11 protein-coding genes are annotated in these 13,039 nt (G+C 64.0%); 3 read left to right on the top strand and 8 right to left on the bottom strand.

Annotated features, from left to right (window positions below):
* Positions 1-5 precede the first annotated feature (5 nt).
* Entirely contained in the window at positions 6-1,640 is a 1,635-nt protein-coding gene (locus RFN28_RS23400; RefSeq protein ID WP_320289586.1) for a tetratricopeptide repeat-containing sulfotransferase family protein, read from the top strand.
* A gap of 292 nt (positions 1,641-1,932) precedes the next feature.
* Here the strand turns inward: RFN28_RS23400 and RFN28_RS23395 are convergent, their stop codons facing one another.
* From RFN28_RS23395 to RFN28_RS23370, 6 genes are all read right to left on the bottom strand, one after another.
* Positions 1,933-2,286 carry a DUF1428 domain-containing protein gene (locus RFN28_RS23395; protein WP_320289585.1) on the bottom strand — a complete coding sequence of 118 codons (354 nt, stop codon included), beginning with the start codon at positions 2,284-2,286 and terminating at the stop codon, positions 1,933-1,935.
* A 185-nt stretch (positions 2,287-2,471) separates the two neighbouring features.
* Positions 2,472-2,888, bottom strand: coding sequence for a VOC family protein (locus RFN28_RS23390; protein ID WP_320289584.1), 417 nt, complete (start codon positions 2,886-2,888; stop codon positions 2,472-2,474).
* Positions 2,889-3,051: 163 nt separating this feature from the next.
* On the bottom strand, positions 3,052-3,234 hold the full coding sequence (locus tag RFN28_RS23385) for a hypothetical protein (RefSeq protein ID WP_320289583.1): 183 nt from the start codon (positions 3,232-3,234) through the stop codon (positions 3,052-3,054).
* A gap of 150 nt (positions 3,235-3,384) precedes the next feature.
* Entirely contained in the window at positions 3,385-4,908 is a 1,524-nt protein-coding gene (locus RFN28_RS23380) for an ABC-F family ATP-binding cassette domain-containing protein (protein ID WP_320289582.1), read from the bottom strand.
* Between the two features lie 337 nt (positions 4,909-5,245).
* Positions 5,246-8,260: an excinuclease ABC subunit UvrB gene (gene uvrB, locus RFN28_RS23375; RefSeq protein WP_320289581.1), complete on the bottom strand. Its 3,015-nt coding sequence runs from the start codon at positions 8,258-8,260 to the stop codon at positions 5,246-5,248.
* Positions 8,261-8,392: 132 nt separating this feature from the next.
* Positions 8,393-9,649, bottom strand: coding sequence for a hypothetical protein (locus tag RFN28_RS23370; protein WP_320289580.1), 1,257 nt, complete (start codon positions 9,647-9,649; stop codon positions 8,393-8,395).
* Positions 9,650-9,813: 164 nt separating this feature from the next.
* Here RFN28_RS23370 and RFN28_RS23365 point away from each other — a divergent pair, with 164 nt between their 5' ends.
* Positions 9,814-10,854 (top strand): CapA family protein, encoded by a 1,041-nt coding sequence (locus tag RFN28_RS23365; protein ID WP_320289579.1) that lies wholly within the window; start codon positions 9,814-9,816, stop codon positions 10,852-10,854.
* A 140-nt stretch (positions 10,855-10,994) separates the two neighbouring features.
* On the opposite strand, the gene RFN28_RS23360 is transcribed toward RFN28_RS23365, so the two are convergent.
* A complete protein-coding gene (locus RFN28_RS23360; RefSeq protein WP_320289578.1) occupies positions 10,995-11,423 on the bottom strand; it encodes a DUF2314 domain-containing protein in 429 nt (142 codons plus the stop codon).
* A gap of 335 nt (positions 11,424-11,758) precedes the next feature.
* Between RFN28_RS23360 and RFN28_RS23355 the strand changes: the two genes are divergently transcribed.
* Positions 11,759-12,283, top strand: coding sequence for a hypothetical protein (locus RFN28_RS23355; RefSeq protein ID WP_320289577.1), 525 nt, complete (start codon positions 11,759-11,761; stop codon positions 12,281-12,283).
* A 60-nt stretch (positions 12,284-12,343) separates the two neighbouring features.
* Here RFN28_RS23355 and RFN28_RS23350 read toward each other — a convergent pair whose 3' ends face one another.
* Complete coding sequence (locus tag RFN28_RS23350) at positions 12,344-12,865, bottom strand: hypothetical protein (protein ID WP_320289576.1); 522 nt, start codon at positions 12,863-12,865, stop codon at positions 12,344-12,346.
* Positions 12,866-13,039: the final 174 nt, after the last annotated feature.

Below are 13,039 nucleotides of genomic sequence, written 5' to 3'. Positions count from 1 at the left end.
CTTATGTGCAGAGGGCGCTGCAACTGCACCAGGCAGGGCGCCGGCGGGAGGCCGAGTCCATTTATCGGCAGGTGCTGGCGCAGCAGCCGAACCATGCCGCGGCGCTGCATTTCCTCGGGCTTCTCCTGCATCAGACCGGCCGCAGCGAGGAGGGGCTCGACCTCATCGAACAGTCGGTGACGCTGCAGCCCAGGAACGCCGATTTCCTCAACAATATGGGCACGGTTATGCGCGACCTCGGCCGCGTCGCCGCCGCCGTCGATTTCTTCCGCGGCGCGGTGGACATCCGCCCGGACCAATTGGCAGCGCGCGACAATCTCGGCTCGTCGCTGAAGCAGCTCGGCCAGTTCGAGGGCGCCGAGGAGATTTTTCGCGGCACGATCGGCCGCAACCCGTTCCATGTCCGCGCTCGCATCGGCCTTGCCGAAACGCTGCAGGAGGCCGGGCGGCTGGACGAGGCGATTGCGCTCTTCCGCGAGTCGCTGTCGATCCGGCCCAAGGATGCGGAGCTCCTCTATGGGCTGGGCGTCGCCATGATGGAGAAGGGCAAGCTCGCCGAGGCCGCCGATCTCGCCCGCCAAGCGGTGGCGATCGCTCCGGCCATGGCCAAAGCCTGGCTTTTGCTGACGCAGGTCAAGCGCCAGACCGAGCGCGACGCCGAGCTTGCCGGTATGGAGGCCGAGCACGGCAAGGCGCCGCAGGACAGCCTCGCGCGCATGCAGCTTTCCTTCGGCCTCGGCAAGGCCAATGACGATCTGAAGGACTATGGCCGCGCCTTCGACTATTTCGCCGAGGGTAACGCCATCCGTCGCAAGGGCATCGACTACGATCCGGTGAGGACGCGCGACGAGTTCGCGGCGATGAAAGCGGTATTCGACAAGGCCTTCTTCGAAAAACACAGGCCGAGCGACATTTCCGACGACACGCCGATCTTCGTCGTCGGCATGCCGCGTTCCGGCACGACGCTGGTCGAGCAGATCATCGCCAGCCATCCACAGGTCTACGGCGCCGGCGAGCTCAGCATCCTGAAGACGGCGGTCGGCAAGCAGTTTCCGATGAGCATGCCGGGCGGCTTTCCCTCGGGGATCGCCGACGTGCCTGACAAGGCCTTTGCCGAGGCGGGACAGGCCTATCTCGACATGCTGCATGCCCGCTATCCGGGCTTCCGCCATGTCACTGACAAGATGCCGGGCAACTTCCTGCTGGTCGGCTTCCTGCACATGATGCTGCCGAAGGCGAAGATCGTGCATTGCGCGCGCGACGCGGCGGCCACCTGTCTTTCGATCTTCAAGGTGCATTTCCGCGGCGACAGCCACCGCTATGGTTATGATCTCGGCGAGCTCGCCGATTTCCATAACCTTTACACGGACATCATGGCGCACTGGCGCAAGGTGCTGCCGGGCGTCGTGCACGATGTGCGCTACGAGGATTTCGTCGCCGACCAGGAAGGGCAGACGCGAGCGCTGATGGCGCATCTCGGCCTGCCCTGGGACGACAAGGTGCTGTCGTTCCACGAGACCGACCGGCCGGTGCGCACGGCGTCCGCCGCGCAAGTGCGCCAGCCGATGTATCAGGGCTCGGTCGAGCTGTGGAAGCGCTATGGCGACAGGCTGAAGCCGCTGCTGGATCGGCTGAACTAGCACACTTGTCAACGATTGGCCGAAGCGCCTGAACTTCGTCATCCACGGGCGGAGCGGGAGCGAAGCGGACGCGCAGACCCGAGGATCCATGCCGTGACCTCGCGCGAAGGGCAAAAGCGGCGCAGAACATAGGTCGTTCTGCACCGCCGTGACGCTTATAGGTAACGGCATGGATCCTATGGTCTGCGCCGCGTCGCTTCGCTCCTTGCTCCGCCATAGGATGACGACCTCACGAGCGTTTCGGCCAATCGCAAAGGGTTGCGATCCGCTAACCCTGGCTTGCGCTAGCTACTCAAAGCTCGATGAACGGCTGGAAGCCGCCGAAGATCATGCGCTTGCCGTCGAAGGGCATTGTCGACCAATCCATCTTGAGACGCTCATCGGCCATCACTTTCGCCATGACCGCGTCGCGGCTCTGCCTGGATTCGGAGACGATCCAGGCGAAGATAACGATCTCGCCCTCCTTCGCCTGCACAGCACGCGGAAACGAAGTCAGCTCGCCGTAAGGCACATCGTCGCCGACGCATTCGACATAGGCGAGCGCGCCGTGCTCCTTCCAGACGGCGCCGCCGGTGTTGGCGAGCTTCTTGTAGTCGTCGAGATTTGCCTTCGGTACGGCAAGCACGAAGCCATCGACATAGGACATGGTGAGCTCCTTATTGGTGAGGATCTTCCTTCTCCCCTTGTGGGAGAAGGTGGCTTGTCGCGAAGCGACAAGACGGATGAGGGGTGTTCCAGCTTGGCGCCGCCACCCGGATTGCCAACCGATTTGCGAAGGGCAAATCGGGGCAATCCGACCTCTCCCACAAGGGGAGGGTAGACGGGCTCAGCCTATTTCACCGGTGCATTCATCGCCCAGGCGACGCCGAAGGGATCCTTCACCTGGCCCCAGCGGTCGCCCCAAAACATCACCTGGAGCGGTGTGACGATCTCGCAGCCGGCGTCCACCGCGCGCTGCCACCAGGCATCGATATCGTCGCTGCCGAGATGGAGCTGCAGCGTGTAGCCCTGCGCATTCTGATGCGGATGGCCGTGCTCGGGATAGGCATCGCCCAGCATCAGCGTCGAGCCGTTGACGTAGAGATGGATATGCATGGTGCGGCCCTGTTCGTCCGGCGGATAGGCAAAGACCTCCTCGGCCCCGAAAGCCTTCTTGTAGAACTCGGCGGCCTTGATGGCGCCGTCGACCTGCAGGTAGGGGGTCAGCCCGCCAAGCACTTTGGCGCGGGGTGGGGTCTGGTCGGTCATTTCACGTGTTCCTCTTCACGGGTTGATCTGGCCTTGCGATCAAAAGACGGACGGGGCGACCGCAATGCTACACGGGCCGCAGAATATTTTTTGAGGGCCGGGCCCGAGCAGTCCGGGCAACCGCCGAAGCCGCGTGGCGGTTGCATTGGACGATCGGACACTTTCATATGACCTTGCTTGAGAAGGCGGCCGTGCGGCGGCTGTTCCGCGTGTCGAGAATTTCCGGAAAACCGATGTCCTTGCGCAGTTCGGCCGGCAGCGAAAGCAGCATACGCTCGCTGCGGTAGCGGGCGCGCGCCGCTGCATATTGGGTCGCGATGCGGCCGATGGATGACAGTATCGACATGATGAGCTCTCCCTGGTTGATGCCGGCATCATCGTGTCGGCATCTCAAGGACGAGGTGCATGGTGGCGATCCGACAGATGGCCCGATTTTTTTCGTCGCGTCTTCTCACGGCGAAAAGGCCGGCCCGCAACGAGCCGGCCTTGCGCGGTCTCAGCCGGTCTCGGCGGCAGACCGGAAGAATGCTTCCGGACTGTCGACCTCGGTCAGCCTTCGCTTCTCGATCAGCCAGAAACGATTGCCGACGGCGCGGATGAAGGAACGGTCGTGCGAGGCAAGCAGGCAGCTCGCCTGATGCTTCAGCAACTCGTCCTCCAGCGCTTCCTGGCCGTCGATGTCGAGATGGTTGGTCGGCTCGTCAAGGAGATAGAAATTGGGGTTGATGAGCCTGAGCACCAGCATCATCAGCCTCGATCGCTGCCCGCCCGACAATGCGCCGATCTTTTTCTCCTGCATCTCGATGGCGACGCCGGCGCCGGCAAGAAGCGAACGCGCCCGCTGCTCGCCGACCTCGAAGCGGCGCGAGACCATCGCCAGCGGCGTGTCGTCGCCGCCGATGCCCGACAGCGCCTGATCGCTGTAGCCGAGCACGGCGGACGGCGTCACCTTGATGTCCGGCGTCGTCCCGGGTTCGACGATGGCTGCGCGGATCATCGCAATGAAGCGAGACTTGCCGACGCCGTTGCGGCCAAGCAGCACGATGCGATCGCCCTGGCAGATATGGCGCTTGCCCGTCCTGAACAGCAGCGTGCCGTCGGGTGTTTGCACTGCCGCGTCGTCCAGCGTGATCATCACCTTGGCGTGGGTGCCGCGGTTCGCGAGCCTGATCGCGCCGGCCGAGCGCTCGCGATGCGCGGGCAGCGCCGCCTCTTCCAGCCTGTCGGCCCGTTCCTTGAGCTGCTTGGTTTTCACCGTCAGCAGGTCGCTGCCCGAATTGATACCGACATTGTTGAGCTTGGCTGCCTGCCGGCGCAGCTGCTGGGCGACCTTCATGTCGCGCTCGAACCTGCGGGCCGTCGAAGCGTCGACCTCGTCGAGCGCCTGCCTGGCGCGCGAATAGGGCAGCGAAAACACCGGCGATTGTTCCGGGCGCAGGAACAGCGTGCGGTTGGTGGTGGCGTCGAGGAAGGCGCGGTCGTGGCTGGCGATGATCACCGGCACCTCGCGCGACAGCGCGTTGAGCCAGGTTTCGAGCTGGCCGATCTTGGCGAGGTCGAGATGGTTGGTCGGCTCATCGAGCAGAAGCACGTCCGGATCGGTGACCCAGACCCGGGCGATCAACGCCAGTCGCTGCCAGCCGCCGCTCAAGGCCCGCATCGGCCGGTCGCGCAGATGCTCAGGCACATCGAGCGAGTCCAGCACCACGTCGACACGCCAGAGTTCGCTGTCGGCCTGCTCGAGCGGCAAGGCATCGGCGACCACCTTGTGGAAGCTGCGGTCGAGCAGCGCGTCGGGGACGGCTTGCTCGACATGGCCGACGCGCAAGCCTCGCGACCGGGTGATGTCGCCGGTGGTGGCTTCCAGCTCACCCGCCAGGTATTTGAGCAAGGTGGATTTGCCACGGCCATTGGCCGCGACGATGCCCAGACGGTCACCGGCGCCGATGGTGAGGTCGAGGTTGGAGAAGAGCGGCGCACTCATGGTGACGCCGAGGGATTTGAGGCTGATCATGGCCATGTCGATTTCTCTGGTCTTGCCGGAGTCCGGCTCAATGCACTTCGACGGCGCCGGCAGGCCATCAGGCCAAGCTCAAGGGCACCACGAAGGGCAGACCAAAAATCGACGCGGGGAAGTTCCCGGACCGTCCTGGTCAGCCCTGCAAGCAAGCTCGCAGGGCACAGACAGGGCCGCGCTGACGGTGGTGATAGAAATACACGCAGCCCTCCTTAGTTGGACGTTCCAGCCAAAGGAAATGGCTACACAAGGGAGGGCCGGATGGCAAGGGGATGGAGCCGAGCAAAGGGCGCTGGCGGTCTGCGTCTCCTTCTCCCACAAGGGGAGAAGGGGGAAGTCGCTACCGCCCCGGCCGCCCGGTCTTGCTCTGCCGGCGCTTTTGACGGCGCTCGTCGGCCGTGTCCTCATAGGAGCCGATGCCAGCGCGCTGACGGACGACAGGCTTGTTGGAATCGTCGCGTTCCTTCGCGCCCCCCTCTGCCCTGCCGGGCATCTCCCCCACAAGGGGGGAGATTGGCTTTGGCTTCGTCGGCACTTTTCCTTCGACAGGCTTTTCGGTGCGGCGCACCGTCATCTCGTCGAGCGAGTTCTTCCGGAACAGAGGCTTGGTGCGGTCGCCGGGGATGCCGAAATCGGAGCCGTGCGCCTCCTGTGCTGACTGCTTCTTGAACAGCGAGCGCGAGACGGCGCCCGCGGGCGTCGCCATGTCTGTGCCTGGCCCCATGGCGTCGAGCGACGGCTTGGCGAACAGGCTCTTGCCGTCGTCATCCACAGTGCGATGAACAGCCCGACCCTTGTTGTGCTTGCCCTTCTCGCGGCCAGAGACCGGGCTTTCCATCTCAGCATAGCGGGCGAGCGGATCGTCTGAGATCGTAAGCTCCATCTCGCGCAGCCGCTTGATCTCATCGCGGATGCGGGCCGCCTTCTCGAAGTCGAGATTGGCGGCGGCATCGCGCATCTGCTTGTCCAGCGCTTCGAGATGGGTTTTCAGGTTGTTGCCGATCATGGCACCGGCATCGTCGGTGAATTCCGAGATATCGGCACGCACATGGTCTTTCTCGTAGACCGAGTCGAGGATGTCGGCGATGCGCGACTTGACCGACTCCGGCGTGATGCCGTTGGCCGCGTTCCACTCCATCTGCTTCTCGCGGCGGCGGTTGGTCTCGGCCATCGCCCGCTCCATCGAGCCGGTGATCTGGTCGGCGTAAAGAATGACCTTGCCGTCGACATTGCGCGCGGCGCGGCCGATGGTCTGGATCAGCGAGGTTTCCGAGCGCAGGAAACCTTCCTTGTCGGCGTCGAGAATGGCGACGAAGCCGCATTCGGGAATGTCGAGGCCCTCGCGCAGCAGGTTGATGCCGACCAGCACGTCGAAGGCGCCGAGGCGCAGGTCGCGCAGGATCTCGATGCGCTCCAGCGTGTCGATGTCAGAGTGCATGTAGCGGACACGGATGCCGTTCTCATGCAGATATTCGGTGAGGTCCTCGGCCATGCGCTTGGTCAGCACCGTGACCAGCGTGCGGTAGCCGAGCCTCGTCGTCTCGCGGATCTCGCCGACGACATCGTCGACCTGGCTCTTGGCCGGACGCACCTCGACCGGCGGATCGATCAGGCCGGTCGGTCGGATGACCTGCTCGGCGAAGACGCCGCCGGACTGCTCCAGTTCCCAGCCGCCCGGGGTGGCCGAGACGGCGACCGACAGCGGCCGCATGGCGTCCCATTCCTCGAAGCGCAGCGGCCGGTTGTCCATGCAGGAAGGCAAGCGGAAGCCGTATTCGGCCAACGTCGCCTTGCGGCGGAAGTCGCCGCGATACATGCCGCCGATCTGCGGCACGGTGACATGGCTTTCGTCGATGAAGATCAGCGCGTTGTCCGGCACATATTCGAACAGGGTGGGCGGCGGCTCGCCCGGCTGACGTCCAGTGAGATAGCGCGAGTAGTTTTCGATGCCGGCGCAGGAGCCGGTCGCCTCCAGCATCTCCAGATCGAACCTGGTGCGCTGCTCGAGCCGTTGCGCTTCCAGCAAACGGCCAGCCTTTTCAAGCTCTTGCAGACGGTATTTCAGCTCTTCCTTGATCGACTTGACGGCCTGATTCAAGGTCGGGCGCGGCGTCACATAGTGCGAGTTGGCGTAGATCTTGACGCTCTTCAGCTCGCCCGTCTTCTGTCCTGTCAGCGGATCGAATTCGGTGATCGCCTCGATCTCGTCGCCGAACATCGAGACGCGCCAGGCGCGATCCTCGAGGTGGGCAGGGAAGATCTCGATCGTGTCGCCGCGCACGCGGAAGGAGCCGCGCACGAAGTTCACGTCCTGGCGCTTGTACTGCTGGGCGACGAGGTCGGCGAGCAAAGCGCGCTGGTCGAGCCGGTCGCCGACCTGCATCTGGAAGGTCATCGCCGTATAGGTCTCGACCGAGCCGATACCGTAGATGCAGGAGACCGAGGCGACGATGATGACGTCGTCGCGCTCCAGCAGCGAACGCGTCGCCGAGTGGCGCATGCGGTCGATCTGCTCGTTGATCGAGGATTCCTTCTCGATATAGGTGTCGGTGCGCGGGACGTAGGCTTCGGGCTGGTAATAGTCGTAGTAGGAGACGAAATACTCGACCGCGTTTTCGGGGAAGAATTTCTTGAATTCGGCGTAGAGCTGCGCGGCCAGCGTCTTGTTGGGCGCCAGGATCAGGGCAGGGCGCTGCGTCTCCTCGATCACCTTGGCCATGGTGAAGGTCTTGCCAGAGCCGGTGACGCCGAGCAGCACCTGGGTGCGGTCGTTCTGCTCGACGCCTTCGACGAGGTCCTTGATCGCGGTGGGCTGGTCGCCGGCCGGCTGGAAATCCGAGACCATCTTGATGGCGATGCCGCCTTCCGATTTCTCCGGCCGGGCAGGGCGGTGCGGGGTCCAGAGCTGGCCGTCCTTGTGAAGCGGATTGCCGGATTCGATCAGCTTCGACAGCGCCGCGACCGTGGCGGTGACGCCGCTTGAGGAAACCGACTCGGCATCCTCCAGGCTGATGTCGAGGCCGGGCACCGGATTGAGGCCGGCGGCCGCGCGTTCCTTTGCCGACGCCGCGCCGCCCATCGAGGTGCCGCGCGCCGTGCGCCCAGGGGCCGCGGAGCGCTCGGGGATCTTTTTCGGCGTTTTTGCCTTCGGCTGCTTTTCCGCCTCGCGCGCGATCTGCCCCGCCCAATCGGAGATCGAGCCGGTCAGCGGCGCGCCGGAAAAATCGCTCTGCGGCGCCTCGGAAAAGCCGCCGGGCTTCAGCGGCTCGGCAGCGTCGAGGAATTCGGTCAGCGGGCTGCGCCGCTTCGGCGCGCCATCTTGCGAGGGCGTCTTCTTGTCAGAGGTTTTGGCCATGGCCCGAATATGGGAGGACTCGGCGGAAATGGAAAGAGCGGAGTGAAATGGCGGGCGCGCCCCGCGGACGCTGCTGACAGAAGGCTGTCAGGAGTGGCGTCACAGCTCGCGTTCTGGCTCTGGCCTGCGGCCTCAGTTGAACCACAGCGCGAAAGTCAGGAAGCCGGCGCCGCCGAACTCGCGCTGGATCTGGTCGAAATCGTCGCTGGTGAGGATTTTTCCGCTTTCGAGATAAGGCGCGATTGCCGGGCCGGTGATCGACAGGACGAGGTCGAAAGGTTTCGGCTCGTCGAAGAAGCGTTTCATGTTGATGCCTTTGCCGGTGATGCGGAAATGCGGCAGCAGCACGCGACCCTCCAGAAGGTCCTCGGCCATGGTCAAAGTGGCGAGCCAAGCCGTCACCTGCTCCTCACCGACCTCGAGGCCGGTGAGCGGATTGACGCCCTTCTGCTGCGGTCCCGGCAGCCATTCGCGGTCGTTGTCGGTTTCGGCGAGGATCGCTTTCCAATCCTCGCGCGAAAGCCGGATCATTTCCAACAGATGACGGCGGGCTGCTTGCCGACGCTCCGGCTCGATCACCGGCCAGTTGACGAGATGCACCAGCGAGATGAAGTCGGCGAGGCGCCATTCCGAGGCGAAGATATTGCCGCTCATGCCGCCGTCCGGCGGCACCAGCGTGTCCTGCAGCGGCAGTTTCGCGCGCGGGAACAGCATGTGAAAAGAACCGTCGAACATGGTCCTGAAATCATGGGCTAGCCAGAAATCGGCCTGTGCCATCAGGAACTCGGCATAGCCCTGTAGCCAGAAGCCGTCGGCGCGGTCGAAGCGGAAGGTGAGCGAAGGGACGGTATCGTTCGGGTCTACGCTGCCGCGTGAGAGCGAGGCCATGATCGCGGCGAAGCTTTCGTCGGGCGCGATATTGCCGTCCTCATTGAGATCGATGCCGGCATGGGTGAGGTCGACCACCATGCCTATGTCGGCACCGCCCGGTACGGAGCCAAGCGTGGCGGCGGATTTCTCCAGCCGGTCGCGGAACGCGACCAGGATGGCGCGAAATTCTTCATAGGTCAGGGGCTGCGGGTTGGGATTGTCCGGCACTGGAAGCCGCATCAGCGGCAGCATGAAGGATTGCGGGCTCTCGAAACCGTGGCGGTGGAGGCCGCTGGCCAGGATTTCCAGGGCGGTGAAGAACTCGCCGGCGCCGGCGGCATAGGCCGATGCCGGATCGCCCGCTGCCGCTGTCTCCAGCGCGGACAGGGCGGTGTTCCGCTCCGAAACGGTTTTCGCCTCGAACAGGGTTTTTGCAGCGCCCGGCATTTCCCTGGCGGCCGCGGTGATCGGCAGGGAAAGAAACAAGGCGGCGGCCACCAGGCCCGCTATGCGCTTCATCGTCATCCTCCACTGACAGTGCAACGACCATACACCTGTTTGGCCGACGGCGCCTGTGCCCGAGATGGGTTTACGCCGGCAGTCTAACCGACCGCCAGCCTCTGGGACCGGCTTCAACCGGCCCGAGGAACGGTCTACACACACGGCAAACGATTGGGCATGGCGTGTCGAACTATCCGCTTTCCTACAAACTGTCGTGGCTGCCGCGCTTCCTGAAGCCATCGCTCGCGGGTGACAGGAACGATTTCGCGGCGCCCGCGGCAACGCTCCTGGAACCGCCTCCGGCGCAGACGGTGCGGCTCGCCTTCATTGGCGATCTTTCGGCGGTCGCCAATCGCACGGCGCCGGAATGCGCCCCCGCAATTGCGGCGCTGCTCGCTTCCGCCGATCTCGTGGTCGGCAATTGCGAAAGCCCAATCGTCGAGCGGCCGAGCGCGATGGTGGGGACGCGGCTCGGCACGCATCATGCGATGACCGAACTCTTCCTAGCCGACGCGCTGGGTGCTGTCGGCATCGCGCGCGAGAAGCTCGTGCTGTCGCTCGCCAACAATCATGTCCTCGACCAGGGCATTGCCGGCTTCGAGGAGACGGTCGCGGCGCTGAGGCGGCTCGGCATTCGCACCATCGGCACCGCGGCCGGCGGGCCGGTCCAGCGCCATGCCGCCGGGCCACTGACGATCGGCTTCGCCGCTTTCACGCTTTGGCGCAATGCTGACGAGTCAGAATTTCGCGCGCAGGTTTCCATGAGGAGCGATCCGGCTGAATGGTTGCGCGGGTCTAGCGCAGGCATCGATCTCTTATGCGCCGTGCCGCATTGGGACTGGGAATTCCGGCACTTTCCGAGACCGGCAACGCGGACATTGGCTCGGCGGCTGGCAGATCACGGCGTGCGGCTGATTGCCGGCCATCACGCCCATGTCGTGCAGCCGGTCGAGCGCATCGGCGACACACTCGTCGCCTACGGCTTGGGCGATTTCCTCGGCACAGCCTTTGCCAGGCAGCCATGGCCCGGCCGTATCGGCGCGATCCTCGTCGTCGATGTGAGTGCCGACGGCGATACGCGTGGCAAGATCGCCTCCTACAAACTGTACTCCTTCATGCGGCTACGCAGAGGGCTCCATGAGCGGTTGGTGCCGGTGGAGGAACTGGAGGGATCATTGAAGCGGAAGGTTGTGGAACGCCTGAGCGCGATCTTTTCCGGCTGACCAGCCGACCGTTGGCCGATCCGCCCGCGTGCGGAGAACTCGCCGCGAAGGCGACCGTCGTGCGATGCATGCTGTTCAGCAGTCGAAGCCGTATTGGGTACGCATGTAATCGGCCTCTTCCTTCGACATTTTCTTGAACATCACGCAGACGGTGAAGCTGCCGACCTGATGGCCGTCCCTTGTGTATCCCAGTCGGAAATGTCGTCCCTGGTGAATTCGATGTTCTGGCCGAGGACGACGTTGCGGACGAGTTCCGGTTCGTTCGCCAATATGCCGACAAAGCCGGTGGCGGTGCGCTTGAAGGGGATGACCCAGAAATGCTCCGTGACATGCCGGTCGACGATCATGACCTTCAGCTTGAACTTGTCAGTCCCCGGCGGCGGAGCTTCGGACAAAGCCAGGAAGTCATCCAGGCTGGATCGTGCCTTTGCAATCGCCGCCGCCATCTCGGCATCGTCCGGGGCTACCATCACCGTCTTGTCGTCGCCCTGATCCGAGTCTTGCGCTCGAACGGCCAAGGGAACGAGAGCCAGCAGCAAGCAAAGCGCGGTGCGAACGACAAAGGTCATGAAGCCCCCCAACTCCAGATAGCAATCAATCTTCCCGCATCGTGCCGGCATTGGCAATCAGGCACCACGTCGTTGCGACGCGCCCAGCGGAGCGCCTTATCGGCAGCGTTCCGATGACCCTATGGTTCTTGCGGAGTGGTCAGTCTATCCGTCACGAGCGGATGGTAAGGGCAATAGAAGCGCTCTCGGTTTTCACAGAGAGTCGAAAGCGTCGAACGCCGGAGAGGACAGGACATGCGAATGAGATTTGCGGCCGCGGCGCTCGCCACGATCATGCTCGGCGCCGGCTTTGCCCGCACGAGGACCTGAAGGCGTTCAAGCTGACGATCGACGGCGTGGCGGTCGACATCGATCCTGGCGAGGACGCGAACGTGACCCTGCCCGGCGGCAAGATGGCCAAAGTCAGGCTCGACCGCAACTACTTCGCCACCTTCTCCGGCGGCTCCTTTTCCTTCGTTCATCCGAGCAATATTTCGGTCACCAAGACTGATCTGGGCGACAGCATCACCCAATACCTGGCGGCCTCGGCGCTGGGCACCATCGTCGTGGTGCAGGAATACGGCAAGATGAATCCGGTGTCGCTCAATCAGCTGATGCTGCAGGAGATGACGAAGGAATCGGTGCAGGCGGGCGGGACGCTGACGCAGCAGCCGACGACCCGCAAGCTTCCCGACGGCAAGCAACTGACCGGCATCAAGGCCACGGTCAAGACACGGACCGACAGCGCCGATTTCGAGATCGTCGGCTTCGGCCTTGCCGATCAGGGGCTGCTGTTCATCACACGCATCGGCGATCGGGACGCGGCAACCGAGCAGCCCATGATCGACAAGTTCTGGGAGACCTTGAAGGTCAAGCTGTAAGGCGTGTTGATATTCAGGTGATGCCGGCCTGACCTGAATCTCAACACACCTTGGACTGCCTCACATTCCGCTCGGCACCAGTCCCGCCAGCCAGTTCGCCGACCGCTTCGCCATGTCTACAGTCGCGGTAGCCGCGCGGCCGAGGTCGGTCTTGACCACCGCATAACCGGTCTTGGTGCGGTAGAGCACGGCGCTGCCGCCGTCGACCGCGGTCTCGAAAGCGACCGGCCGCGCGGTTTCCGTCTCGCTGGCCGTGACCGTCGCGCCGACCGGGACGCTCGGGCGATGGCTGAGCTCGGGCGGCAATGGAGCGATGGTTCCCACGACCCGGTTCGTCGGCTTCAGCTCAGGTCCCGACGCCTTCGCGGCGAGCTCCGAGGTCGATGCCGAGCCCTTGACGCGGCAGATGCCGGACACCAGCGGATAGTTGAAGTTGCGCTGGTGCAGCATCTGGCTCTTCATCGCGGCCTCGCAGTCGGCGATCGTCGCCCATTTGGCCGGCGTCTCGCCGATATATTCGCAGAGCTTGGCGTCGCAGTCGCAGCCGACGATGGTCATGGCGACAAGGGCGGTCTTGATCACGGTCTTGTCCCTCCGAATTCGTTCCCAAGCGATCAATCGCCGGGGAACAAGGCGGGATTTGGCCGCGATTGTGAATTGTGCATGACGGCGCGTTACGGAAGATTGCTTGGCTTGCGACTGTGGCCGGAAAGCATCAGTTGCAGGCGCCGAGGAGGTGCAAGCGGCGGCGAAAGC

Source organism: Mesorhizobium album (genome assembly GCF_033977205.1).
GTDB lineage: Bacteria > Pseudomonadota > Alphaproteobacteria > Rhizobiales > Rhizobiaceae > Mesorhizobium > Mesorhizobium album.
Note: the sequence above shows the minus strand (reverse complement) of the source record. Positions and strands in the feature narration are given on the sequence as shown.

What these genes read in the sequence shown, in the direction of transcription:
- RFN28_RS23385 (WP_320289583.1), bottom strand. Translation starts at nt 3,234, where the DNA reads ATGTCGATACTGTCATCCATCGGCCGCATCGCGACCCAATATGCAGCG.
- RFN28_RS23370 (WP_320289580.1), bottom strand. Translation starts at nt 9,649, where the DNA reads ATGAAGCGCATAGCGGGCCTGGTGGCCGCCGCCTTGTTTCTTTCCCTG.
- RFN28_RS23380 (WP_320289582.1), bottom strand. Translation starts at nt 4,908, where the DNA reads ATGGCCATGATCAGCCTCAAATCCCTCGGCGTCACCATGAGTGCGCCG.
- RFN28_RS23395 (WP_320289585.1), bottom strand. Translation starts at nt 2,286, where the DNA reads ATGTCCTATGTCGATGGCTTCGTGCTTGCCGTACCGAAGGCAAATCTC.
- uvrB (WP_320289581.1), bottom strand. Translation starts at nt 8,260, where the DNA reads ATGGCCAAAACCTCTGACAAGAAGACGCCCTCGCAAGATGGCGCGCCG.
- RFN28_RS23360 (WP_320289578.1), bottom strand. Translation starts at nt 11,423, where the DNA reads ATGACCTTTGTCGTTCGCACCGCGCTTTGCTTGCTGCTGGCTCTCGTT.
- RFN28_RS23390 (WP_320289584.1), bottom strand. Translation starts at nt 2,888, where the DNA reads ATGACCGACCAGACCCCACCCCGCGCCAAAGTGCTTGGCGGGCTGACC.